The 24848-nt window shown below is 58.3% G+C and carries 23 protein-coding genes; 6 read left to right on the plus strand and 17 right to left on the minus strand.

From position 1 onward, the window contains the following. Window positions 1–123: 123 nt before the first annotated feature. Both cobO and QSK43_RS12940 read left to right on the plus strand, forming a co-directional pair. On the plus strand, window positions 124–741 hold the full coding sequence (gene cobO, locus QSK43_RS12935; RefSeq protein ID WP_045019840.1) for a cob(I)yrinic acid a,c-diamide adenosyltransferase: 618 nt from the start codon (window positions 124–126) through the stop codon (window positions 739–741). A 1-nt stretch (window position 742) separates the two neighbouring features. Beyond that, the gene (locus QSK43_RS12940; protein WP_332303759.1) at window positions 743–2200 is read left to right on the plus strand and encodes a cobyric acid synthase; all 1458 of its coding nucleotides are present in this window, start codon (window positions 743–745) and stop codon (window positions 2198–2200) included. Here QSK43_RS12940 and cbiB read toward each other — a convergent pair. After that, on the minus strand, window positions 2187–3152 hold the full coding sequence (cbiB, locus tag QSK43_RS12945) for an adenosylcobinamide-phosphate synthase CbiB (protein ID WP_332303760.1): 966 nt from the start codon (window positions 3150–3152) through the stop codon (window positions 2187–2189). The genes QSK43_RS12940 and cbiB overlap by 14 nt on opposite strands. Between cbiB and cobD the strand changes: the two genes are divergently transcribed. Then, window positions 3151–4197: a threonine-phosphate decarboxylase CobD gene (gene cobD / locus QSK43_RS12950; RefSeq protein ID WP_332303761.1), complete on the plus strand. Its 1047-nt coding sequence runs from the start codon at window positions 3151–3153 to the stop codon at window positions 4195–4197. The genes cbiB and cobD overlap by 2 nt on opposite strands. On the opposite strand, the gene QSK43_RS12955 is transcribed toward cobD, so the two are convergent. The 9 genes from QSK43_RS12955 to QSK43_RS12995 form a co-directional block, all read right to left on the minus strand. After that, entirely contained in the window at window positions 4179–5456 is a 1278-nt protein-coding gene (locus tag QSK43_RS12955; RefSeq protein ID WP_332303762.1) for an L-fuconate dehydratase, read from the minus strand. The genes cobD and QSK43_RS12955 overlap by 19 nt on opposite strands. A 36-nt stretch (window positions 5457–5492) precedes the next feature. Continuing rightward, window positions 5493–5822, minus strand: a complete 330-nt coding sequence (locus QSK43_RS12960) for an L-rhamnose mutarotase (protein ID WP_332303763.1) — start codon at window positions 5820–5822, stop codon at window positions 5493–5495. Between the two features lie 11 nt (window positions 5823–5833). Next, window positions 5834–6967 carry a mannitol dehydrogenase family protein gene (locus QSK43_RS12965; protein WP_332303764.1) on the minus strand — a complete coding sequence of 378 codons (1134 nt, stop codon included), beginning with the start codon at window positions 6965–6967 and terminating at the stop codon, window positions 5834–5836. Continuing rightward, window positions 6964–7974, minus strand: a complete 1011-nt coding sequence (locus QSK43_RS12970) for a zinc-binding alcohol dehydrogenase family protein (protein WP_332303765.1) — start codon at window positions 7972–7974, stop codon at window positions 6964–6966. The genes QSK43_RS12965 and QSK43_RS12970 overlap by 4 nt, the downstream gene beginning before the upstream one ends. Window positions 7975–7977: 3 nt before the next feature. Beyond that, the gene (locus QSK43_RS12975; RefSeq protein ID WP_332303766.1) at window positions 7978–8799 is read right to left on the minus strand and encodes an amidohydrolase family protein; all 822 of its coding nucleotides are present in this window, start codon (window positions 8797–8799) and stop codon (window positions 7978–7980) included. Between the two features lie 4 nt (window positions 8800–8803). Then, window positions 8804–9817, minus strand: coding sequence for an aldo/keto reductase (locus QSK43_RS12980; protein WP_332303767.1), 1014 nt, complete (start codon window positions 9815–9817; stop codon window positions 8804–8806). 120 nt (window positions 9818–9937) lie between these two features. Next, the gene (locus QSK43_RS12985) at window positions 9938–10879 is read right to left on the minus strand and encodes an ABC transporter substrate-binding protein (protein WP_045019300.1); all 942 of its coding nucleotides are present in this window, start codon (window positions 10877–10879) and stop codon (window positions 9938–9940) included. 74 nt (window positions 10880–10953) lie between these two features. After that, a complete protein-coding gene (locus QSK43_RS12990; RefSeq protein WP_045019299.1) occupies window positions 10954–11976 on the minus strand; it encodes an ABC transporter permease in 1023 nt (340 codons plus the stop codon). Window positions 11977–11984: 8 nt separating this feature from the next. After that, a complete protein-coding gene (locus QSK43_RS12995) occupies window positions 11985–13550 on the minus strand; it encodes a sugar ABC transporter ATP-binding protein (RefSeq protein ID WP_162484798.1) in 1566 nt (521 codons plus the stop codon). Between the two features lie 254 nt (window positions 13551–13804). Here QSK43_RS12995 and QSK43_RS13000 point away from each other — a divergent pair, with 254 nt between their 5' ends. Together QSK43_RS13000 and QSK43_RS13005 are read left to right on the plus strand one after the other, a co-directional pair. Further along, window positions 13805–14497, plus strand: a complete 693-nt coding sequence (locus tag QSK43_RS13000) for a FadR/GntR family transcriptional regulator (RefSeq protein ID WP_332303768.1) — start codon at window positions 13805–13807, stop codon at window positions 14495–14497. A gap of 42 nt (window positions 14498–14539) precedes the next feature. Continuing rightward, complete coding sequence (locus tag QSK43_RS13005; RefSeq protein ID WP_332303769.1) at window positions 14540–16072, plus strand: UxaA family hydrolase; 1533 nt, start codon at window positions 14540–14542, stop codon at window positions 16070–16072. Between the two features lie 138 nt (window positions 16073–16210). Here the strand turns inward: QSK43_RS13005 and purH are convergent, their stop codons facing one another. The 4 genes from purH to htpX form a co-directional block, all read right to left on the minus strand. Further along, window positions 16211–17827, minus strand: coding sequence for a bifunctional phosphoribosylaminoimidazolecarboxamide formyltransferase/IMP cyclohydrolase (purH, locus tag QSK43_RS13010; protein ID WP_332303770.1), 1617 nt, complete (start codon window positions 17825–17827; stop codon window positions 16211–16213). A 153-nt stretch (window positions 17828–17980) separates the two neighbouring features. Continuing rightward, window positions 17981–19621 carry a heparinase II/III family protein gene (locus tag QSK43_RS13015; protein WP_442967830.1) on the minus strand — a complete coding sequence of 547 codons (1641 nt, stop codon included), beginning with the start codon at window positions 19619–19621 and terminating at the stop codon, window positions 17981–17983. Between the two features lie 152 nt (window positions 19622–19773). Continuing rightward, complete coding sequence (locus tag QSK43_RS13020; RefSeq protein ID WP_332303771.1) at window positions 19774–21159, minus strand: RsmB/NOP family class I SAM-dependent RNA methyltransferase; 1386 nt, start codon at window positions 21157–21159, stop codon at window positions 19774–19776. Continuing rightward, window positions 21156–22121: a zinc metalloprotease HtpX gene (gene htpX / locus QSK43_RS13025; RefSeq protein ID WP_045019293.1), complete on the minus strand. Its 966-nt coding sequence runs from the start codon at window positions 22119–22121 to the stop codon at window positions 21156–21158. Before htpX ends, QSK43_RS13020 begins: the two co-directional genes overlap by 4 nt. Window positions 22122–22239: 118 nt before the next feature. Here htpX and QSK43_RS13030 point away from each other — a divergent pair, with 118 nt between their 5' ends. Continuing rightward, window positions 22240–22440 carry a DUF1674 domain-containing protein gene (locus QSK43_RS13030; protein ID WP_332303772.1) on the plus strand — a complete coding sequence of 67 codons (201 nt, stop codon included), beginning with the start codon at window positions 22240–22242 and terminating at the stop codon, window positions 22438–22440. Window positions 22441–22499: 59 nt separating this feature from the next. Here QSK43_RS13030 and QSK43_RS13035 read toward each other — a convergent pair whose 3' ends face one another. Genes QSK43_RS13035 through rsmG form a run of 3 tightly spaced genes read right to left on the minus strand, consistent with a single transcriptional unit; the run spans window position 22500 to window position 24843 of the window. Next, window positions 22500–23381, minus strand: a complete 882-nt coding sequence (locus QSK43_RS13035) for a ParB/RepB/Spo0J family partition protein (protein WP_045019288.1) — start codon at window positions 23379–23381, stop codon at window positions 22500–22502. A gap of 30 nt (window positions 23382–23411) precedes the next feature. Next, complete coding sequence (locus tag QSK43_RS13040) at window positions 23412–24206, minus strand: ParA family protein (RefSeq protein ID WP_045019287.1); 795 nt, start codon at window positions 24204–24206, stop codon at window positions 23412–23414. 19 nt (window positions 24207–24225) lie between these two features. Beyond that, window positions 24226–24843: a 16S rRNA (guanine(527)-N(7))-methyltransferase RsmG gene (gene rsmG, locus QSK43_RS13045; RefSeq protein ID WP_332303773.1), complete on the minus strand. Its 618-nt coding sequence runs from the start codon at window positions 24841–24843 to the stop codon at window positions 24226–24228. Window positions 24844–24848 lie beyond the last annotated feature (5 nt).

Here is a 24848-nt window from a genome sequence, read left to right on the forward strand (position 1 = left end):
CGTGGGGGTCAATGCTGCGGCCCTCCGGCTTGCGCATTGCCGGGTTCGGCAAATTGGGTATAGTCGCCGCTCCGAATGGCGGGGCATCCGGTCCCCATGCCGCTGGACGAGAAGGAAAACGCGATGACACGCGATATCAGCGAGAGCGAAGCCGAACGCCACCGGCAGAAAATGGTCAATCGCAAGACGGCCCAGGATGCCGAAGTTGCGGAAAAGACCATCGAAAAAGGTCTGCTGATGATCAATACCGGCCCCGGCAAAGGCAAATCCACGGCCGCTTTCGGCCTCGCTTTGCGCATGCTCGGCACCGGGCGGCGGGTCGGCGTGGTGCAATTCATCAAGGGCGCATGGTCGACCGGCGAACAACAGGCTCTGACCCTGTTTGGCGACAAGGTGGAATGGCGTACCATGGGTGAGGGTTTCACCTGGGACACGCAGGATCTGACACGCGATGTCGCGGCAGCCGCAAAGGCCTGGGAAGAAGCCAAAACCCTGATGGCCGACGAGACGATCGGCCTGTTGATCCTCGATGAATTGAACATCGCGCTGCGCTACGATTACCTGCCACTGGAAGAGGTCGTCGAAACGCTCTCCAGCCGTCGGCCCGATCTGCATGTCATCGTCACCGGCCGCAACGCCAAGCAACCGATGATCGACGCTGCCGACATGGTGACCGAAATGACCCTCGTCAAACATCACTTCAAGGCGGGCGTGAAAGCGCAGGCGGGGATAGAATTCTGACATGACTGCACGCGTGCTGATGTTTCAGGGGACCGGCTCGGATGTCGGCAAATCGCTGATGGTGGCCGGCCTCGCCCGCGCTTTCGTCAGGCGTGGCCTGTCCGTCATGCCGTTCAAGCCGCAGAACATGTCGAACAATGCAGCCGTCACCGCCGATGGCGGCGAGATTGGCCGGGCGCAGGCGCTACAGGCGCGGGCAGCGGGCGTGCCGCTCTCGGTTCATATGAACCCTGTGCTCCTGAAGCCGCAGAGCGAAACCGGCGCTCAGGTGGTGGTTCAGGGGAAAATTCTCTGCAACGCGAAAGCTGCCGATTACCAGCACATGAAGGCCGGACTGATGCCGCGCGTGCTGGAAAGCTTCGAATACCTGAAAAAACAGGCCGATCTGGTGTTGGTGGAAGGGGCGGGCAGTGCTTCCGAAATCAACCTGCGCGCCAACGACATCGCCAATATGGGTTTCGCCCGCGCAGCCGGCGCGCCCGTAATCCTGATCGGCGACATCGACCGTGGCGGCGTCATCGCCAGCCTCGTCGGCACCAAGACCGTGCTCGATCCCGACGATGCCGCGATGATAGAAGGTTTCATCGTCAACCGCTTTCGCGGCGATCCTGCGCTGTTTTCGGAGGGCATGCGGATGATTGCGGAAAAGACGGGCTGGGCCTCCATCGGGCTTCTGCCGCATTTTTCCGATGCCGCGAAACTGCCGGCAGAGGATGCTCTCGGGCTTTCCGGCCCGGCACAACAAAAGTCTGGCGCGAAGATCCGCATTGCCGTGCCGATCCTGCCGCATATTTCCAATTTCGACGATCTCGATCCCCTCGACATGGAGCCGGATGTGGAGCTGATCCGCGTGCGGCCGGGCGAGACCATTCCCGCCGATTGCAGACTGGTTCTACTTTGCGGTTCGAAATCCACCATCGCCGATCTCGCCGTGCTGAAAAATGCCGGTCTCGACATCGATATCAAGGCGCATGTGAGACGCGGCGGCTACGTTCTCGGCCTCTGCGGTGGATACCAGATGCTGGGGAAAACCGTTGCCGATCCTGACGGCATCGAAGGGCCGCCAGCGACGGTCGATGGGCTTGGCCTGCTGGATGTGACGACGGTTTTGACCGGCGATAAGAGGCTTGTTTCCGTGCAGGGTAGAAGTTTCGACGGAATTCCTTTATCCGGCTATGAAATGCATGTCGGAGAAACCAAAAGCACGGTGGACGGCATTCCTTTTTCGACCATCGACGGACACGCAGACGGAACTATCTCGCCTGATGGCCGCATCTTCGGCACCTATATCCACGGTCTTTTCGCGGATGACCGCCAGCGCAGTGCATGGTTGGAGCGGCTTGGCGGGCAAGGCACGGAACTGAACTACGATGCCCAGGTGGACGCCGTTCTTGACCGCCTCGCAGCGCATATGGAGAACCATCTCGACCTCGACAGGCTGCTTTCTATAGCGCGATAAGCATCGCCAGCAACCCGAACAGGCCGATCAACAACAGGTCCGCAATCCGCGCCAGCCGGAGCGCCGTGCGAATATCTCCGGCAATCAACGCCGATCTTCCCCCTTCGCCCATGAAGCGCGCCTCGATCATCTGCCCGCCATAGGAGCGCGGCCCGGCAAGCGCGAAACCGAGGGCACCGGCTAGAGCCGCCTCTGGCCAGCCGGCATTGGGGGAGCGATGATGATACGCATCCCGACGTATCGCGGCAATGGCTCCGCGCGGCGATGCGCCCTTCACGAAAAACGCGGCGACCACGAAAAGACCGCCGCTCAGTCTCGATGCCGGCAGGTTGACCAGATCATCCAGCCGCGCCGAGGCCCAGCCGAAGGCCTCATGGCGCGGCGAGCGATGGCCGATCATGCTGTCGGCCGTATTGATCGCCTTGTAACCCGCACCGCCCGACAGCCCCAAAAGACTAAGCCACAGGGAAGGGGCGACGATGCCGTCGGAAAAATTCTCGGCCAGACTTTCGATCGCCGCCCGGCAGATCGCCGCCTCGTCCAACGCCTGCGGATCACGCCCGACGATCATCGAAACCGCCTTGCGTCCGCCTTCCACCCCCTCGCGCTCCAGCGCGATGGCGACGGCCTCCACATGCTGTTCCAGACTTTTTTGCGCCGGAAGTGACGCGCCGAGCACCGCAACAAGCAACAGACCGAAGGGGAAGAGAAGCAGAACGGATTGCGCAAACCATGCGAGAAGCACCGTCAGTCCCAAAAAAACCGCCAGCGCTGTCACGCCTGCCGCCTTTCGCTGCGAAAATGACGCACTCTCCCGGTTCCATTTTTTATCCAGCAGCGCGATAAGCGATCCGATCCAGGTGACGGGATGGCCAATGCGCTTATACAGCCAGTCCGGATAACCGGTCAGGCGTTCGATGACGAGCGACAGGAAAGCGAGAGCAAAGAACATGGGCGAAACAGTACCAGAAAAGGCGCAGGCTGCGATCCGTCACGGCGGCAATCTCGGCAAGGCGCGCCTGATGTTTCCTGAAGCGCCGGAACCTTGGATCGACCTTTCGACCGGGATCAATCCGCACTCCTACCCGCATTCGCCCGTTCCCGCCAGTGCATTTGCCCGCCTGCCGGAGCCTGATGACGCCGAAGAGTTGAAACGGCTCGCCGCCACAAGTTTCGGCGCACCATCCCTCCGACATGTAACGCTCTCCCCCGGCACGCAGATGCTGATGCCATTGCTGGCTCGCATCGCGCTCGAATGTGGCGCAAAAAGCGGTGCGGTGCTCTCCCCCGCCTATGCCGAACATGCCCGAACCGCTCGCATGGCCGGACTGACAGTGACCGAGGTAGAAAACATCAGTGATCTGTCGGCTCACGACTATGCAGTGGTGGTCAATCCCAATAACCCCGATGGCCGCATCACGGATCGCAAAGCTTTAGTGTCGCTGGCCGAGGCCATGCGCCGTAAAGGCGGCCTGCTGGTCGTGGACGAAGCCTTCATCGAAACGGGAGGCGCAGAAAGCCTTGCGAATGCTGCCGGTCAGGATGCGCTGGTCGTCCTGCGATCCTTCGGCAAATTTTACGGTATGGCGGGCGTTCGATTGGGTTTCGCAATTGCACATCCCGATATCGCTGCGGAACTGGAGGCGAGGCTTGGCCCATGGGCGGTTTCCGGCCCGGCGCTGCATATCGCGACGCAAGCCTTGGCGGACAGGGAATGGCAATCATCCATGCGTCTCCGGCTCGCGGAAGAAGCGCGGCGCATGAATTGCCTGCTGGAAAAAGCAGGACTGGCGATTACCGGCGGCACGAGCCTGTTTACCCTTGTTCGGGACCACCGCGCCGCCGAACTGTTCGATCATCTCGGCCGGCACGGCATTCTGGTGCGCATTTTTGATGAAAGGCCGGACGACATGCGTTTCGGCCTTCCCGCTGGCGAAGAGAACTGGCAGCGCCTCGAAGAAGCGCTGTCATCCTTTGTTCATTCCTCGAAGGTGTAGGTCTCGATCGACTCCGGCTTCATTTCGATGGAGAAACCCGGCAACTTCGGCGGCATGTAAGCGGCATTGCGGATATCGCAAGGCTCGATGAAGTGTTCGTGCAGGTGGTCGACATATTCGATCACGCGGCCTTCCTTTGTCCCGGAAACCACAAGATAGTCGATCATCGACAGATGTTGCACATATTCGCAAAGGCCGACGCCACCGGCATGCGGCCAGACTGGCAAATTGTATTTGGCGGCAATCAGCAGAACCGCCAGCACTTCGTTCAGGCCGCCCATGCGGCAGCTGTCGATCTGCACCACATCGATCGCGCCTTCGGCGATGAACTGCTTGAACATGATGCGGTTCTGGCACATTTCGCCGGTCGCCACCTTCACGGAGCCGATAGCCGCGCGGATCTTGCGATGGCCGGCAATATCGTCGGGGCTGGTCGGCTCTTCGATGAAGAAGGGGTTGGCGAAGGCCAGCTTCTTGACCCAGTCGATTGCCTGATCCACTTCCCACACCTGATTGGCGTCGATCATCAGATAACGGTCGGGACCGATTACCTCGCGGGCGATGGTGAGACGGCGGATATCGTCTTCCAGATCGCGACCAACCTTCATCTTCACGTGATTGAAACCGGCATCGATCGCTTCCTGGCAAAGACGGCGCAGCTTGGCGTCGTCATAACCTAGCCAGCCGGCCGAGGTCGTATAGCAGGCGTAGCCTTCGTTCTTCAGCGTCTCGATGCGTTCCTTTTTGCCGCTTTCGGCCTTTTTGAGGATTGCGAGCGCATCTTCCTTGGTCAAAACATCGGTCAGATAACGGTAATCGACGATGTCGGCGATTTCTTCCGGGGTCATATCGGCAATGAGCTGCCAGACGGGTTTGCCCGCCTTCTTGGCAAGCAGGTCCCACACCGCGTTGACGACAGCACCGGTGGCAAGATGCATCGCGCCCTTGTCCGGGCCGATCCAGCGCAGCTGGCTGTCGCTTGTCAGATGCCGCCAATATTTGCCCGGGTTCTCGGTCACGGTGGCGAGATCGGTGCCGACCACCAGATGGCGCATCGCCTCGATTGCCATGCAGCAAATTTCGTTGCCGCGGCCAATGGTGAAGGTCAGCCCGTGGCCTTTTAGTCCTGGCTCGTCGGTGTCGAGAATGACGTAAGCCGCCGAATAATCCGGGTCGGGGTTCATCGCATCCGAACCATCAAGGCTCTGGGAGGTCGGGAAGCGCAGGTCGAAAACACGCAGATCTGTAATTTTTGTCATGGCCGTTCACTCGCGGTCAGTGTGTATGGATATCGTTCAGTCGAGGTGGAATGTTTCTTCCATCATGGCCCACCACTCGCCTTCCTTGCGGCTTTCGAGCGGTTGCTGGCAGGGTATTGTGAAAGACCACCATTCCAAGTTCTTCGGGCTTGCGGCCATCTTCGCCATATCGGCGCTGAAATCGCTGCCGTGATATTCCCAATATCCGAACAGCAGATTTTCCGGCTCGCGCAGGAAGATCGTGTAGTTGCGGATGTTGCAGTCGCTGATAAGCGCCAGAACCTCAGGCCAGACGGCGGCGTGCAGCCTTTTATATTCTGCGATCATTTCCGGCTTGACACCGATGACCATGCCCATGCGCTGCATGAAAAACTCCGTTATTGCTTGATGGTGGCGAGCGCCGCACGCAGCTTCTGCTGCGGCAAATTCAATCCCAGACGTTCCGCCGCCGCGATGACCGGGACGAAACGACGGCGTTTCTTTTCGTCATGATTGCCGGCAATGTCTGCGAGCCGATGCGCGAGAAAGGGGTTCATGAAACGCTCCCGCACCGCATTAATATAGGCTTGTGCCTCGCTCCCCATGCCTTCCGCAGCAAAAACTGGCAGAACCTCATCACGCCAGAGCGTTTCCAGATCCGCGACGAGAGCACCATCGGCCATTGCCTGCCGCACCGTCTCGTCTTTCGCACGGGCATCCTGCACCCAGCGTTCGGCCAGATAGGAATGGCCGAGATTGAGCAGGAACAGCTTCAGCTTTTCGTAATGGTCGAGATCATCAGTCAGCACCACCGCCGGGTGGGTGCAGGGAAGAACGAGACCTTCCTGCCGCTCGATTGCCCAGAGCGCATAGGGTTCGGCAACCGCACCGACCGGATCGATCGGCTCGGAGACGATGCGATCCACCAGACTATTGGCGAAACGGCATTTTTCATTCAGATAGAAGCCGAAACCCGCAGGCAGTTGCCACCCGTCGGCAAGCTGGCGAATGACTTCCTTCAATCGGTCGCCATTGCGCGGAACAAGCTCGCAGGGGAAGATCGAGAGGGGCGCTTCCGGATTGGTCTGAAAACGCTCCAACAGCAACATGCAAAGCTTGGCCGGGAAACTATTCGGCACGAGGCTGAAATCCGCCGCCAGGTCGGGACCGTCGGACGAATCCAGCTCATAACCGCGATCGCCCGTATTGGACAGAATGACCTCGGCCAGGCAGGCGATGCGCCGCACCTCCGCCCAGTCCGCAGCCGCCGTCAGCGCCAGCGCGACAGCCTTGCCCGGAATTTCCTCGTCCACCTCTTGCCCGTCGCGAATGCCGCGAATACACACCGGATAGGACGCGCCGCCGTTCAGCGCTGCTACGCGCTTCAGGCTTTCCGCATTGCCGGTCGTCTGGACAATTGCGATGCGCCCAAGGGCTTCGCCCTTATCCAGCGCTTGCGAAATGAACAAATCCGCATGCGCCAGAAGAAAGCGGCTGGTGCCGAATTGCAGGATGGGCGTCTCAGTCGTCATGCGACCTCCACCATGCCCTTGATGACTCCGGCTTTCGGATCGGTCAGCCCGGCGAATTTGGAAGGCACATCGGCAAGCGTCATGCGGTGGGTGATGAGCGCTTCCGGCACCTTGCCTTCCCGCAAGGCCTGCAACACCCGCTCGAAATCCTCCGGCGTGGCATTGCGGCTGCCGAGCAGCGTGGTTTCACGCTTGTGAAACTCCGGATCATTGAAGGCGATATCGCTGGCGACGATGGAAACCAGCACATACGAGCCGCCGTGGCCGACGAAAGAAAAACCACGCTCCATGGCTTTCGGATTGCCGGTCGCGTCGAAGACAGCATCGAAGAAATCGCCACCGGTAATCTCCGACAAACGGTCCTTGTCGCCTTCGCCAAGCGTTACCGTATGGGTGACGCCGAGATGCTGCTTGCAGAAATCAAGCCGGTCGGTGCGCCCGTCAATCATCGTCACCTCGCCGCCATCGAGAACGGCGAAAACCGCAACCGCCATGCCGATCGGACCAGCACCGACGATCAGCACCTTCTGACCCTTTTCGACCGCACCACGACGCACGGCATGTGCACCGATAGCCAGAAATTCAGTCATTGCTGCCTGATCGAGGCTCAGGCCCTCCGCCTTCAGCACGAATTGCTGCGGAACGCTCAGATATTCAACCATGCCGCCATCGCGATGAACGCCGAGCACACCGATATTGCGGCAGCAATTGCTCTTGCCCTTAAGGCAGGCACTGCATTCGCCGCAGGAAATATAGGGTATGACGGTAACGACATCGCCCGTCGACAGATGGCTGCCTTCCGGCGCCTCTTCCACCGTGCCGGAAAGCTCGTGGCCCATGATGCGCGGATAGGAAAGATAGGGCTGATTGCCGGTAAAAATATGCAGGTCCGTACCGCAGACGCCAATGCGACGGATACGCACCAGCACTTCACCTTCACCACGCGCGGGCTTCGGTAGTTCCTTGGAAACAAGTTGACCGGGGGTCTCGCAGAAAATCGCCAGCATGCATCACCTGTGGGAAAGGGAATAAAAACGAGCGGCGTTGCCGCCAAAGACTGCCGCATGGTCGTGCTCGGGCACGATATCGCGGCAGAAGTCCAGCCATTGCTGGTAGTCGCCAGCCAGCCGCAACACCGGCCAGTCGCTGCCGAAGATCACGCGTTCGCCGCCGAATAGTTCCAGAATGGTTTCGGCATAGGGCCGAACCGCTTCCGGTCTCTGCTCGCCACGCTCGGTCAACAGGCCGGACAGCTTGCAGTGGAGGTTGGGAAGGGCCGCCAGAGCCGCCATATCCCTGCGCCAGTCGCTATAGTGACCGGTAGCGATAAGCGGCTTGGCACCGTGGTCGATGACAACAGGCAATTGCGGGTGCCGGCGCGCGAAGGCCAGAAGATGTGGCAGATGCGGCGGCAGGACCAGCGCGTCGAACACCAGCCCGTGTTCCACCAGTGCATCTACGGCGGCATCGAGCGCCGGATCGTCGATCCAGCTGACATCCTCCAGACCTTGCAGCATCGGGCGCACGCCCTTGAAGGCCGGATGTTTTGCCCGGCTGGCGATTTCCGCCGCCGCGTCGGTGGACTTCATGTCCACCCAACCAACCACACCCTTGATGAAACCGGTGCTATCCGCCAGATCCAGCATGAAATCCGTGTCGGCCGCATTTTCCATCGTCTGCACCAGCACCGTGCCGGACACCCCGGCTTTTGCCAGCAGAGGCGACAGATCCTGCGGAAGAAAATCCCGGTAGATATCTGCGAGAGACGGCGGCGGCCACTGGCCGGCACGATCTTTCATCAGCCAGAAATGCTGGTGGGCATCGATGATCATCGCATCAGGCCTTTGTGCCAGGCACAGGCGCGCCTTCGGGAATCAGGCCGCGCTTTTGCAGCTCCGACCAGAATTCGTCCGGAATAGCCTGTTCGAACCATTCTATGTTGGAGGTGAGCTGCTGAGCATTGCGCGCGCCCGACACGACAGTAACCGAAGCCGGATGCGCGAGCGGAAATTGCAGCGCAGCCGCCGGCAGCGATACGCCCAGTTCGTCGCACACACCCTGCAGCGCATCCACGCGCGCGATGATGTCGGCAGGCGCATCGGCATAGTTGAATTTGCGGTTGCCCGCCAGAATGCCCGAATTGAAAACGCCGGCGGCAACGATGGCGACGCCGGTTTCAGCGCACCGGTTCATGAAGGCAAGGCTCTGCTGCTCCAGAAGCGTATAACGGCCGGCAAGCATGGCAACGTCGATGTCGAAAACATCCATGGCGTCGCCGACGATTTCCCATTCGTTGACGCCGAGGCCGATAGCGCCCGTCGACCCTTCCTCACGCAGCTTGCCGAGTGCCCGGAAGCCGCCGCCGGTGGTCAATTGCTCCCAATAATGCTGGTGCTTTTCGCCATGCGTGTAGGAGCCGATATCGTGCACATAAAGGATATCCGGCTTCAGAATGCCGAGCCGCTGCTGGCTGGCCTCGAAGGAACGCAGAATACCGTCATAGGAATAATCATACACCGGACGGAAGGGTAGCGGCGCAATATAGGCGTCCTCTTCCGGGCCAACCGTTTCGTCGGGAACCATGACGCGGCCGACCTTGGTGCTGAGCGAGTATTCGCTGCGGTCGTGCTCCGTCACCATGGTTCCAAGGCGACGCTCCGAACGCGTATAGCCGTAAAAAGGTGCGGTATCGAAATAGCGAATGCCGCTTTCCCACGCCTTGTCGAACGCGCCTTTGGATTCCTCGTAAGGCGTGACGCGATAGAGATTACCCATCTGGGCGCAACCGAGGCCCATGACCGTGACGTCCACGGTGCGGCGCGGCAATTTACGTGTATCGGAGACTTTCATCGCAGGGGGCTTCCTGAATTTTTAGGTAGAGCGGACGGTCAAAACCATGTCTAGTTTGCCTGAAATGCCGCGTCTCAGATTTGTGAGGCGCGCCGCCGCAAAGCGGCGCGCCATCATGCTTTAATAAAGAACGTTCTTGGCTTCCGGCTTTTCGATATTGTCCTTGGTGACGACAACGACGCCCGTGTCGACGAACTTCTCGACCTTTTCCTTTTTGATGAGCTTGGAAACGGTTTCGATGCCCTTTTCACCCATCTGATAGGAACCCTGAACGACGATGCCGGTCAGCGTGCCGTCCTTGACGAAGCCCTGAAGGTCCTGGTTACCGTCAAAACCGATACCGATAACCTTGCCCGCCTTGCCGGTCTGGGCGAGCGCGCGGCCCACGCCAATGGCGGTGGGTTCGTTGGCTCCGAAGATGCCCTTCAGGTCGGAATTGGCGGCCAGAACGTCAGTGGTCTGGTTCAGCGCGGTTGCCATCTGCGACTGCGAATAGAACGGACCGACGATCTTCAGATTCGAATGCAGCTGGATATAATCGGTGAAACCGCCAACGCGGCCGATTTCCGAACCGGCGCCTGCGACATAGGACATGACAGCGATCTTGCCTTCCTTGCCCACCTTGTCGATCAGCGCCTGCGCAGCCAGTTCGCCGGCTTTCTTGTTATCGGTCGCCAGGAAGGACTGATAATATTGCTCGGAACCCTTGGCGAGCTGCGAGTCGATCAGCACCACGGGAATGCGGGCTTCCCAGGCTTTCTTGACAGCCGGAACCAGCGCGTCAGGATCGGAAGGAGCCAGCACTATACCCGAAACCTTACGGTTTACGGCGTTTTCGACCATGTTGACCTGATCGGCGATGGCCGATTCGGAAGCCGGACCCTGGAAGGTCATGGTGTTGCCGGCAGAGTCCTTCATCGCCGCATCGGCGCCCTTCTGAACGTTCTGCCAGAAGGTGGAGTTGACGGTCTTGACGATGACGGCGATTTCACCGGCCTGCACGGTGGAGACGCTCCACAGCGCGATTGCGGATGTCAGAAGGGCGGTCGTAAGTTTGTTCATTTCTTCCTCCGTGATGTCGGCATACCGGGCCTCCCGTGCCGATCTTTTTTGCGGATAGGGTCCGCAGCCCTTGATCAGCGGCGGTTGCGCAACTGGTCGATCCAGACGGTGACCAGAATGACGAGGCCGATGATGATCTGTTGCGTGAAGGCGGATACGCCGTTCATGTTGAGACCGTTGCGCAGGATGCCGATGACGAAAGCACCGATCGCCGTGCCCGAAATCGTGCCGACGCCGCCGATGAGCGATGTGCCGCCGATAACGGCGCTGGCAATGGCGTCCAGCTCATACATCACGCCCTCGTTCGGCTGGGCGGTGACGAGGCGCGACATCAGCACGCAGCCCGTCAACCCGGCGAGCGTACCGGACAGGATGTAGGTGAAATTGGTGACGCGTGCGACGTTCACGCCGGAAAGGCGCGCAGCATCCGCGTTCGAACCGACAGCATAGATATGCCGGCCAAGGATCGAGCGGTTGAGCATGAAGGAAACGGCGAGCGCAATCACCACCATCAGGATGACGGGATAGGGGATGCCCGGAAACACCACGTTCGGAAATCCGTCGTCGCCGATATTGACGATGCGGAAGAGAGCGCCGTTGCCGAGTTCGCCGAAGGATTCGCCGAGGCCGGAAACGGCCCGCGCACCGGTAATCTGAAGCGCGACACCGCGGGCGATCAGCATCATGCCAAGCGTTGCGATGAAAGGCGGAAGCTTGAAACGCGTGACCATGAGGCCGTTGATGAGGCCGCAAAGCGAGCCCGTCAGAATGCCGAGCAACATACCGATCGGCACCGGCATGCCCAGTTCTTTCACCGCAAGTGCAGCAACGACACCGGCAAGCGCAAGCACGGAACCGACGGAAAGATCGATGCCGCCGGTGATGATGACGCAGGTCGCACCAATGCCGAGAAGGGCGATGGAGGTCACCTGCAGCGCAATGGTCATGGCATTGTTGACGGAGAAAAAGGCGCTGCTAGTGGCGGAAAACACCATGACCAGCGCAACGAGACTGCCAAGAGCCGCGAACTTCTGGATGATGTCTTTCTGGCGTTCGCTAAAAGAGAAGCTTTTCTTGGGTTCTGCAATATTAGCCATGTCGTTCCTCACTGCGCAGTCCGACCGTAACCGGACGCGTACCGCATGATTTCTTCTTGATTGGTCTTGGCGGTCTCAAGCACGCCCGTGATCCGGCCCTGGTGGAAAACGGCGATACGATCCGTCAGCCCCAGAATTTCCGGCAGTTCCGAGCTGATGAGAATGACACCGATGCCCTGCGCGGCCAGCTCGTCCATGATCTTGTAGATCGCGAATTTTGCGCCGACATCGATGCCGCGTGTCGGCTCGTCGAAGAACAGCACGCGCGACTGCCGGAACAGCCATTTGCCGATGATGATTTTCTGCTGATTGCCGCCCGAAAGCAGCCGTACCGTCTGTTCGATCGAGGGGGTACGGATATTCAGGAGATCGACATACCGTCTGGCGACATCGTCGTGTTTCTTGAAGTCGATCAGCCCGAAGCGGTTGGAAACCTCGCCGATATTTGCGAGCGTCGTATTGGCCGCGACGGACATCTTGATAGCAAGACCGTCGCTTTTGCGGTCTTCCGAGAGGTAGGCGATGCCTTCCCTGATGGCGTCCTGCGGTGAACTGATTGAAAGTTCGCGCCCATTGAAAACGACCTTGCCCGCATCCAGAGGATCGGCACCGAAGATTGCTCGTGCGACTTCCGTTCGGCCCGCGCCCATAAGGCCGGCAAAACCAAGAATTTCGCCGCGCCGCAGCGAAAAGCCGACATCATGGAAAACGCCGGTGCGCGTCAGCCCTTCGACGGAGAAAATAATGTCTTCCGTAGGACGCGACGTACGCTCGGGGAACTTGTCCTCCAGCGAACGCCCGACCATGCGCGTGACGATATCGTCAACGGTGATCGACGCAAAATCGTCGGTCGAAATATAGCGTCCATCGCGCAGAACCGTCACCCGGTCGACGATCTCGGCCATTTCATCGAGACGGTGGGAAATATAGACGATACCGACGCCCGACGCCTTGAGATCGCGGATCACCTTGAACAGCAGCCGCGTTTCCTGCTCGGTCAGCGAGGAGGTCGGCTCGTCCATGATGAGCACTTCGGCATCAAGAGAGAGCGCCTTGGCGATTTCCACCATCTGACATTGGGCGACAGAGAGACCGCGAACGATCTGGTCGGGGTCGATATCGACCCCCAGCCGATCGAGACAGCGCTTGGCGTCGAGGCGCAGCTTCTTGCGGTCGACGAGGAAGCCACGGCGCGGCTCACGCGCAAGATAGATGTTTTCGGCGACCGAAAGATGCGGAACGAGGTTGAGTTCCTGATGGATGATGGCGATGCCGGCGGCTTCGGATTCCAGCGGCGATGCATATTGCACCTTGACGCCCTTATGCAGGATGGTTCCTTCGCTCGGCTGATACACACCGCTGATGATCTTCATCAGCGTCGATTTTCCGGCCCCGTTCTCGCCGCAGACGGCATGAACCTCGCCGCTGCGCAGATCGAAATGCACATTCGACAACGCTTTGACGCCCGGAAATTCCTTGCTGATGTTTTCAAGACGCAGGAGGCCCGAAACTTGGCCGCGCGCCATCTCCTCAGGCGAAAAATCGCCTCGAATTGTCGATGCGCCCTGCGACATCAAGAAACCTCCACCCGCGCTCCCCGCTCCACCGGGGGCAATATTGAGCCAAATGGTTAGGCCGGTTTTTTAAAATGGTCAAGCCAATTAGGCCAAAATTTGAATCAGGGTTCTGAAAGCTAAAGAAGCACTTTGAAACGAAATTCACAAAAATGTTGTAAATTCTTATATTTAAGTAATTTCTTGCGTATTGATACGCTTGGCGGTACGGTAAGGCCAAATACAAACAGCAGACAAGGTTCGCCAGAAAACACATGAATGGTCAGGCCAAAATAGCGGAACCACGCAGGCTCTATCAGCAGATAGCGGACCAGATACGCGAGTTGATCGATCTGGGCGAGTTCCTGCCGGGAGCGCGGCTTCCTGCCGAACGGGAACTGGCGCAGAAGCTTGGAGTTTCAAGGCCGTCATTGCGCGAGGCGCTGATTGCGCTTGAAATCGATAATACTGTCGAAATTCGCATGGGTTCTGGCGTCTATGTATCCACCGAGGCTCTTCAAACAACCCATAACACCAAATCTCTGGGCGACAGCCCGTCCGAACTGATGCAGGCGCGTGCAGCGCTGGAGGGCGCGACAATCGTGCTGGCGGCAAGCCGCATGACCGATGAGACGATCGCAAGCCTTCGCCAGATCCTGAATACGATGCAAGGGGAAATCGAGGCTGGACGCAAGCCTCTCGATCAGGACCGGCTTTTTCACGTCACCATCGCCGAGCAATCCGGTAACAGCGTTCTGGCGCGGCTGGTGATGAACCTTTTCGATGAACGGCACAGCCCCATTTCGGCGCAATTGCGCGTGAAATTCGAGGATCGCGATACCTGGACCCAGGCCCTCCAGGAGCATGAAGCCATTCTGGCGGCACTGGACCTGAAAGATCCGCTGCTGGCGCAGGCGGCCATGCATACCCATCTGGAAGGCTCCAAGAGACGCTGGGTAGACGGTTAAATTCAAAACATAGCAGGCAATGTACCGGGAGGAGGAAAACCCGTGAGTGAGAATTCCGAGGCGACCATTTTGCTGAACGCCAACGACAATGTCGCGGTGGCGCGCCGGTCCATTCCGGCCGGTGGTGCGACGGGCAGAGGCGATCTGACGGCCCGGGAACTGATCGGGCGCGGCCACAAGGTGGCCCTGACGTTCATCAGATCCGGAGACGAAGTCCTGAAATACGGGCAGGTGATCGGCATCGCCACACAGGATATAGAACCCGGACGGCATGTGCATTTGCACAATCTTGCCATGGTGCCCTCTGAACACGCGCATCAGTTCAGCGTGGATATCGAGGAAAAAGGCATGCTGCCCGAAGGCGAGCGCCGGACCTTCAAGGGTTTTGACCGGGGTCTCGGCGGCGTGGGTACGCGCAACTACATCGGCGTCATCGCTTCCGTGAACTGTTCCGCCACCGTATCGCGTTACATCGCCGATTATTTCAACAAACAGGGTGGTTTGGACGGTTTCGACAATGTCGATGGCGTCGTGGCGCTGACCCACGGCGGCGGCTGCGCGCTCAATACCAAATCGGAAGGTTACCGTCTTCTGATCCGCACCATTCAGGGTTATGCCCGCCATCCGAATTTCGGCGGAATCCTGCTGATCGGCCTCGGCTGCGAAACCAACCAGATCGCCCCCATCCTCGAACATTACAAGATGGAGGAAGGCGAGCGCCTGCGCACCATGACGATCCAACAGCATGGCGGCACGCGCAAGACGATCGATGCCGCCATTACCGAGATCAAGGCGATGCTGCCGATAGTCAACGCCGCCCAGCGCACCGAACAGCCGCTTTCGAAATTGAAGGTAGCATTGGAGTGCGGCGGTTCGGATGGTTATTCCGGCATATCCGCAAACCCGGCACTGGGTTATGCATCCGACCTCATTGTCCGCAATGGCGGCACGACGGTTCTTGCCGAAACGCCCGAGATTTACGGCGCCGAACACCTGCTAACGAAGCGGGCCATCACGCCTGCGGTCGCCGAGAAGCTGTTGCAGCGCATCGACTGGTGGCGGGATTACACCGCCCGTAACGGCGATGAACTGAACAACAACCCCTCCCACGGCAACAAGCTCGGCGGCCTGACCACCATTCTGGAAAAATCGCTGGGTGCAGTGGCGAAGGGCGGCTCGATGCCGCTGAAAGCCGTCTACGAATTCGCCGAAACTGTTACCGAACAGGGCTTCGTCTTCATGGATACGCCCGGTTACGATCCCGTCGCCGTCACTGGCCAGGTCGCCGGCGGCTGCAATGTCATCTGTTTCACCACAGGCCGTGGCTCTGTTTCAGGGTTCAAGCCCGCGCCCTGCATCAAGATCGCCACCAATTCCGAAATGTACGAACACATGAAGGAAGACATGGACCTGAACTGCGGTGAGATCGTCACCGGAGCGGAAACCATTGAGGAATCCGGTAAAAAAATCTTCGAACACATTCTGGCGGTGGCCTCTGGCGACAAGACCGTGAGCGAGATTTACGACTACGGCGACAACGAATTCGTGCCGTGGCAGGTGGGTGCCGTGACCTGAATCTGGAAAATTTCCAGTAAAAGTACACAACGATTTTAAGCCCGGAAAATGTGAAGAGCAAAATCCACGTTGTCCCACGTGAAACAAAAGGCCCGGAAATCGCTTCCGGGCCTTTTCAATTGTCAGCGACGTTCCTGCTCAGTGGCGGAAGTGACGCATGCCGGTAAAGACCATCGTCACATTATGTTCGTTGGCCGCATCGATCACGTCCTGATCGCGCATGGAACCGCCAGGTTGGATAACCGCAGTAGCACCTGCGGCGATCGCGGCAAGCAAACCATCCGCAAACGGATAAAACGCTTCCGAAGCCACAGCGGAGCCGCGCGTCAGCGGCTCGCTCAGGCCGAGCGCCTTTGCTGCATCTTCCGCCTTCTGAGCGGCGATGCGGGCGGAATCCACCCGGCTCATCTGGCCCGCACCAATCCCCACCGTCTGGCCGTCCTTGGCATAGATGACCGCATTGGACTTCACATGCTTGGCGATCTTGAAGGCGAATTTCATGTCTTCAAGTTCCTGCGGCGTCGGCGCACGCTTGGTGACAACCTTCAGTTCCAGATCCTCGACCATGCCGTTGTCGCGGCTTTGAACGAGCAAACCGCCGGAGACCGTCTTGGCCGTAATGCCGGCCGCGCGCGGATCGGGCAGGCCACCGGCCGCCAGCAGGCGCAGGTTAGGTTTGCGAGCGATAATGGCCTTGGCTTCTTCCGTAACATCCGGTGCGATGATGACTTCCGTGAAGAGCTTGACGATCTCTTCCGCCGTTTCCGCGTCGAGCGTGCGGTTCAGGGCGATGACGCCGCCAAAGGCCGAAACGGAATCGCAAGCCAGCGCCCGCCGATAAGCTTCGGCAAGCGTGGGGCCCGTCGCGACACCGCAGGGATTGGCATGTTTGATGATCGCAACGGCCGGCGCATTTTCCGGCAGGAACTCCGCCACCAGCTCGTAGGCCGCATCCGTATCGTTGATGTTATTGTAGGAGAGCTGCTTGCCCTGGAGAAGCGTCGCCGTTGCGACGCCGGGGCGCTTCTCGCCTGTCAGATAGAAACCTGCGCTCTGGTGCGGGTTCTCGCCATAACGCATCTTTTCCTTCAGTGCACCGCCGATAGCGCGATAATGTGGCGTCTCGATCGCAAGCGCCTGCGCGAACCAGTTGGAAATCACCGCATCATAGGCAGCCGTCCGGGCATAGGCCTTGGCGGCAAATGTCTGGCGAAGCGCGTAGGAAGTCTGACCATCATCGGCCTGCAGGGCCTCGACGAGGGCAGGATAGTCCGAAGGGTCTGTGACAACAGTGACATAGGCATGGTTCTTGGCAGAAGCGCGGATCATTGCCGGGCCGCCAATGTCGATATTCTCGACAGTCGTCGGATAGTCGCCACCCTTGGCGCGGACTTCCTCGAAGGGATACAGATTGATGACCGAGAGATCGATCGCCTCAATACCGTGTGCCTTCATCGCCTCGACGTGATCCGCATCGTCCCGGATAGCCAGAAGCCCACCATGCACGTTGGGATGCAGGGTCTTGACGCGGCCGTCCATGATTTCCGGAAAGTTGGTCACATCGGAAACATCCGTCACCGGCAATCCCGCATCAGCGATGGCCTTTGCCGTTCCGCCCGTCGACAGGAGCTTGACACCAAGCTTGGAAAGAACCGTCGCCAGCTCGATGATATCCGTTTTATCGGACACCGAAAGAAGGGCCGTGCGGATTTTGACCTTATCGGGAGCGGGGATTTTTTTGGAAACGACAGCCATCAGGCATACTCCGTTCTACGGGGAGGACAGGCTGGACTGGGATTGATCCAGCAATTGCCGCCGCGTTAACACAGCTTACCTGATTAATAAACAGCGTGGATGCGGGACAGCGAAACTATGGACGGTTTTTGCAGGAAACCCGCCCAAAATCATCTATGCCTTGCGTTCGATGATCCAGCGGATCTCGCGTGTATTCGCCAAATTGAAAGGCAGCTCGATCTGCTGGGAAGGCCGCATGCCGGACGCATCGGCCATAAAAACATCCTCAGTCACAAAAAGCTCCAGCCCCGGCGCCGAAAACAGCCAGGCGGTCCCATCCGCAGCCACCAGATAAACCGACTCCTCATCCCGCTGCTCCAGCTGGATATGAGGGTGAATATGGAAACGTGACACTGCCGAAACCGATTGCAGCGGCCTCTTCGCCGCATTCTCGTCGGCCCGAAGCACGTCGCGACCCTTTATCTTCGTGCCGGCGGCATTCAGCTCTATTTCCCGCTCGTGATAACAGCCGAAATTCTGCAAATAGCCGTCATGTGATGCCCACAGGACATCATTGCCGTTCGCATCCGTTCCGCGATGACTATCGACCTGGCTGACACCGGAAATCATGATCGGCCCGAGCAGCCTTGACCGGGAAAGCCTGCAGGACGACGTATCGGCGAGCGTGACGGTGGAATGGGCCGCCGTCGATCGGCTCGCTCGCTGATATTCAGGTGCTGCATTTTTCGGAAAGCCGGAATTGACGATGAACCGGTTTTTGCCGCAGGACATTTCAAAAGACAGGCAGCCCGAATGGGCGTTGCGCGAAAGCTCCGCCGAACCGGGATGACCCGTATCCACGATGATGACCGTCTCATCGGTTGCAAGCCGGTGGTAATTCACATCTGGCAGCATTTTGGAGGGTCGGCCCGCCGTTTCATCATAACGAAGTACCGACACAAGCTCGTTGGCGAGCGTGGCGGTTGCACCGTTGAACAGCGCCAGATCGCCGCCCTGATGCCGGAAAAACCGGATTGCCGGAAACATGCGGTCTATCGCCGGCACAAGCCCCGAGGGCAGATCGTGACCGAGATTGATGTAACTTTGCCGAAGCGGCAAAAGATCGAGCAGCAAATCCAGCATGACCCGCGGATTGCGGGAAACATGCCCGCCATCGGGAAGAATCTGGCGTTCCATTTCCTGAGCCAGCTTCATTCCATGCCGGGTGATCCGCGACAGGCGGGTAGGCATGGCGATGGACGCGACGGCGAGCGCAATCCTGATCCGCAGTCGCACTTCGCCGTCCGGTGCGTGTTTGACGATCCTGTCGAGATAACGCACATGAAAGGCAAGACTTTTTAAAAAGCGGCGATAAAAGCCCGCATCGGCCTCATATAAAACGACGGGAGAATGCGAAAGCCACGCGATCAGCCTCTGCGCCGCAATTTCGGGTGACCACGCGATCCCTGCAATGCGCTTGCCATGAATAGCGATCCACTCGGCGACGATACGGCGCGCCCGCTTGCTGGCCTCGCTCGATCTGTCGGAACGGATATGCCGCAACCAGCCGAATGCATGAAGCCGCTCTTCAAAGACCAGCGAAGGGTAATCCACCTGAAATGGCGAGAGACCGTCGGTTTCAACGACGCGACCGGCAAGCGCGATCCGGCCCCGCAATAATTCCTCGGCAAAATATGGATCGATCGCCCTGAGATCAGTCGGCGCAGCTACCAGACCATCAGGAACTCGATTGGCAAACCGGGATACATGCAGGCGCAAAGGGGCAAGGCCCATACACAGATGACGATACGCCATTCGCGAAAGAAGACCGGCGGCATTGATGCTGCCTGCAAAGGACCCTGACAAGCTGTGTTTCCCGTTTCACATGTTTTGTTTTTATGAGTGAACCGTGATGATCGGAACGTTATCGGCAATTATCCAATGATTCGCGGAAGCTTGGCTTTTTTCTACTTCTTACGCAAGACACTGCTAAAAAACCCATCGACACCGCCGAACATATCCGGCGTCGTGCGAAGATCGCCCTCGGCGGTAACGGCGGCCTCCATTCCAGGCCAGTCCTCCTTACGAACGGCAACCCGCTCGAAGGTGGGGTTTTCCGTCAGGACCTGCGCAATCATCTCTTCCCCTTCCGAAGGATCGAGCGAGCAATTGGAAAACACCACAATGCCACCCACCCCCACCAGAGTGAGCGCATGTCGCAACATCTGGCCCTGGAGGGCGGCAAGTTTGGCGATGTCGTTTTCATCCTTGGTCCAGCAGACATCGGGATGTTTGCGCAAGGTCCCTGTTGACGAACAGGGCGCGTCGAGCAGGACGGCGTCGAAAAGCTGTTCCGGCTGGTATTTCAGCATATTGGCCTCCACCGTTTCGGCCCGAAGGCCAAGCCGGTCGAGATTTTCCCTGAGGCGACGGAGGCGATTACCGGACTGGTCGAGCGCTGTCACTTTCGCACCCGCATGGGCAAGCTGGGCGGTCTTGCCGCCCGGAGCCGCACAGAGATCGGCAACACGCTTGCCGGAGATGTTACCCATCAGCTTCACCGGTATGCTGGCCGCAAGATCCTGCACCCACCAGGCGCCTTCGGCAAAGCCTTCGAGCGACGGAATCTGGCCTTCGAATTCACCGAGACGGACGCTGCCATTCGGCAAAACCGTACCACCCAGTTTTTCAGCCCAAAGAGCCGGATCGGCTTTCACCGTGAGATCGATGGAAGCGGGTGTCAGTTGCGCCTCGGAAATCCGTTGGGCAACCTCATCGCCATAAGCCGAAACAAGCCGATCGTGGAACCAGCCCGGCAGTACCGGCACATCAGCGATGGCTTTTTCGATTTCCGCTTTTTCCCGGCCCAATCGCCTGAGAACGGCATTCACCAACTTCACGAAACGCTTGTTGCGCGGATCGCGATGTGCCTGTTCCACGGCAAGATCGACTGCCGAATGATCGGGAACGTCGAGATAAAGCATCTGCGCCGCACCGATGACAAGGACATGGTGCAGCGATCGCGCGCCTTGCGGCAGAGGCCCGTCTAACAGCATCGACAGCGCCGCTTCGATGCGCGGGAGATGGCGGAGCGCGCTGTTGACGATGGCTCTTACCAACGCCCGGTCCGCAAGAGACAGCGCGCGATAGACAGCATTACCGTTTTCGCTGTCCAGCATACCGTCCAGCGAGGTTTTCTTTTCCAGAACGGCTGCAAGAATGCGGGTCGCGGCAACACGTGCGGCAAGGCCGGGTTTATCCTGGAAAGACGAAGGGCCGTCTTCACGGCCCCCTCCATGTTCCGCCCTCGGCTTTTTGAACCGGGATGGCTTATTCTGAGTATCGGATGTCAAGACCACGGCCCCTTGCGCTCGTTTTCATTGCCTCGTCCCCAGCCCGTATTGGGAACGGAGGTTGATTTGCGCTGAGGCTTATCACCCGATGGCGCTGGCGTCGATCCTTGCGGGGGAAACTCCTGCGCCATGGCATGCAGTGCCGCCACCCGGTTTTCCGTATTCGGATGTGTGGAGAAGAGATTATCCATGCGTTCACCGGACAGGGGATTGATGATGAACATATGCGCCGTTGCTGGGTTACGCTCGGCATCGTCATTGTGAATGCGCTGCGCCATGCTCGAAATTTTCTGCAATGCCGAAGCGAGCCAGAGCGGATTTCCGCAGATTTCCGCGCCCCGCCGGTCGGCGGAATATTCCCGGGTGCGGCTGATCGCCATCTGCACCAGCATCGCGGCCAGCGGCGCGACGATCATCGCAACCAGCACGCCGATAAACCCCAGCGGATTACTGTTGTTTCCGCGATTGCCGCCGAAGAAAAAGGCGAAATTGCCGAGCATGGAGATGGCGCCGGCGAGCGTCGCGGTAACAGTCATCGTCAGCGTATCGCGGTTCTGCACATGCGCCAGCTCATGAGCCATAACGCCGGCCACCTCTTCAGGGGTCAGGCGTTCCAGCAGGCCCGTCGACGCGGCGACAGCAGCATTCTGCGGGTTTCGTCCAGTCGCGAAGGCATTTGGCTGCGGGCTGTCGTAAATATAGACCTTCGGCATCGGCAGACCGGCATTGTGCGAAAGATCGCGAATCATCGAAAAAAATTCAGGCGCATTTGCCTCGTCGATCTCCCGCGCATGATAGGCCGAGAGAACCATCTTGTCCGAGTTCCAGTAAGAGAACAGATTCATACCGGCAGCAATGAGCAAGGCAATCATCATGCCGCCCGTACCGCCGATCAGAAAACCGACGCCCATGAACAATGCCGTCATGAAGGCCAGAAGCATTGCCGTGCGCATCATGTTCATCAGTCAAACTCTCCTTGTCGCCCATCAGGGAATATCCGGGGTTTATAAAGCCCGTCTGTTTATATAATCTGGTGCACGGCAAACATATTTCAATATCCCGTCATAGGGAGGATTACTCATGCAAGATGCGGACAATGACAACGGCACGGAAATGCGTACGCGGCTGTCGCCGGCGGCGGAACGTGCGCTGAAGGAAGCGGAAGAACGGCGCAAACAGCAGGCGGATCTTCAATTGCCCCTGGAGACCGGCGGTCGCGGCGGTGCAGAACCGGTTCGGTTCGGTGACTACGAAATAAACGGCCGTGCCATCGACTTTTGAGCGCCAATACAAAAATACCCGCTAAAAGCGGGTATTTTTCAATAAAAACAGATACTTACTTATTTTTGCTCCAACAATCGGCACACTGCTTCCAGTTGCTCGAGCGTGCGATATCCAATGCGGATCTGCCCCGAGCCGCCCTTGTGGTGGATCTTCACATCCAGACCGAGAGCATCCGACAAGCTGCGTTCAAGCGCGACCGTATCGGAATCCTTCTCAGCCGGCGCGCGCTTCTCTGCAACATCACCATGCGATTTAATATCGTTTTGCGCTAAACGCTCGGCATCGCGCACCGAGAGACCCTTGGAAACGATGGTTCGCGCCAGGCTTGACGGATCGGACGTTGAAACAAGCGCCCGCGCATGACCGGCGGAAAGGGAACCATCCGCCAGCATATCCCGTACAGGATCGGGAAGCTTCAGAAGCCGAAGGCTGTTTGCAACATGGCTTCGGCTTTTGCCGATGATTTCACCGAGGTCGTTCTGGGTGTAGCCGTGTTCGGCAATCAGCTGCTCGTAACCCATGGCTTCTTCAAGCGGATTGAGATCGGAACGCTGCACGTTCTCGACAATGGCCAACTCCAGCGCCGTGCGGTCGTCCACATCACGAACAATGACAGGCACATCCGTAAAACCGGCCAGTTGCGCTGCCCGCCAGCGCCGTTCGCCGGCAATAATCTCGTAACGGTTGACGCCAATCGTTCGCACGACCACAGGCTGAACAATTCCGTGCTGGCGAATGGATGCAGCAAGATCCTGCAACTCGTTCTCATCAAAATGACGTCGCGGATTTCTCTGGCTGCGAGCGATGAACTCGATCGGAATAGTGCGGTCGGCATTGACGGCACGCTGCGGTTCGCCCACGGGGACGGGTTGATCCATTTCTCCGATCAACGCCGCAAGACCGCGTCCGAGTCGACGCTTGGAAAGATCATCACTCATAAGATATTACTCCATACATTCCGGCAAACGTCATGCGGCCTTGCGCAGACGCTCTCTCTGGATCACTTCAGACGCCAGTTGCAGATAGGCTTGGCTACCAGCGCATTTCAGGTCGTAAAGAATTGCCGGCTTGCCATAAGACGGCGCTTCGGAAACACGCACATTACGCGGAATGAGAGTGTGATAAACTTTTTCACCCAGATGTGCGCGTACATCGGTGACGACCTGTTGCGCGAGATTGTTTCGCGCGTCGAACATCGTCAGAACGATACCCTGAATATCGAGCTGCGGATTGACCGAACCCCTTATCTGACTGACCGTATCCAGCAACTGGCTTAGGCCTTCCAGCGCGAAGAACTCGCATTGCAGCGGCACCAACACAGAATGTGCGGCCGTCATGGCGTTCATGGTCAAAAGATTGAAAGAAGGGGGGCAATCGACGAGAATGTAGGAATAATCCCTGGCTTCCTGCGTTTCCATGGCGGCACGCAAAAGAAAGACGCGGTTGGCAACATTCGCAACCTGCATCTCAAAACCGAGCAAATCCATCGTCGAAGGCACGATGTCAAGGTTGGGAACCGCCGTCGGTACGGCAACTTGAGCAACGGTATTGTCACCTACCAGAAGGTCGTAGGACGAAAGTTTGCGCTCTTTGCGGTCGATACCGAGCCCGGTGCTGGCATTACCCTGCGGATCGAGATCGATGATCAACACACGCTCGCCGATAGCCGCGAGTGCAGTGGCCAGATTGATGGCTGTCGTCGTCTTACCAACGCCACCCTTCTGGTTTGCAACTGCGATAATCCGGTTTTTTTCAGAAGTCATACCGCACCTGACTAGCTCGTCAGCGCCTCAGAGTGAGGTTACTGATTTCAAGAACAACAGAATCTGCCTCAAGGGCACTTTGGTGTTTTATCAGATCGAACCGCCAGCGGCCATGCGCTTTCTGCACTTCGGAATCATAATCCCGGCCTTTGTTGAAATAAGCCTTGAGATTTGGATTATTCCGCGCCCATGGATGGATATAATCGAGAAGTAAGTCCAGCTCCGCAAGCGCTCTTGCGGAAACCGCATCGCAATTCTCAACGGTTTCAGGCGCTTTTTCAATCCGGACGGGATGAACGGCACCTCTTGCGCTGGTTTCCTTCAAGGCGATTCGCAAAAATGCAGCTTTTTTATTGTTGCTTTCAACGAGATCGACCCAACCGTCGCCAAGTTCCGCCAGAAAAATCGCAGTAATGACACCCGGAAAGCCGCCGCCGCTACCCAGATCGATCCATTTTTGCGGCGAAGGGGAGAGCTGAAATATCTGCGCGCTGTCGGCAACATGCCGGCTCCAAAGCTCGGTAAGGGTCGAAGGCGCCACCAGATTTGTGGTTCTATTCCACTTCTTGAAAAGCTCGACAAAATGTTCGAGCCTCTCTTGTGTTTCACGTGAAACACTCTGGCCGTTTATCTTCATTATCC

The organism is Rhizobium sp. GR12 (genome assembly GCF_036596185.1).
Taxonomy (GTDB): Bacteria; Pseudomonadota; Alphaproteobacteria; order Rhizobiales; family Rhizobiaceae; genus Agrobacterium; species Agrobacterium nepotum.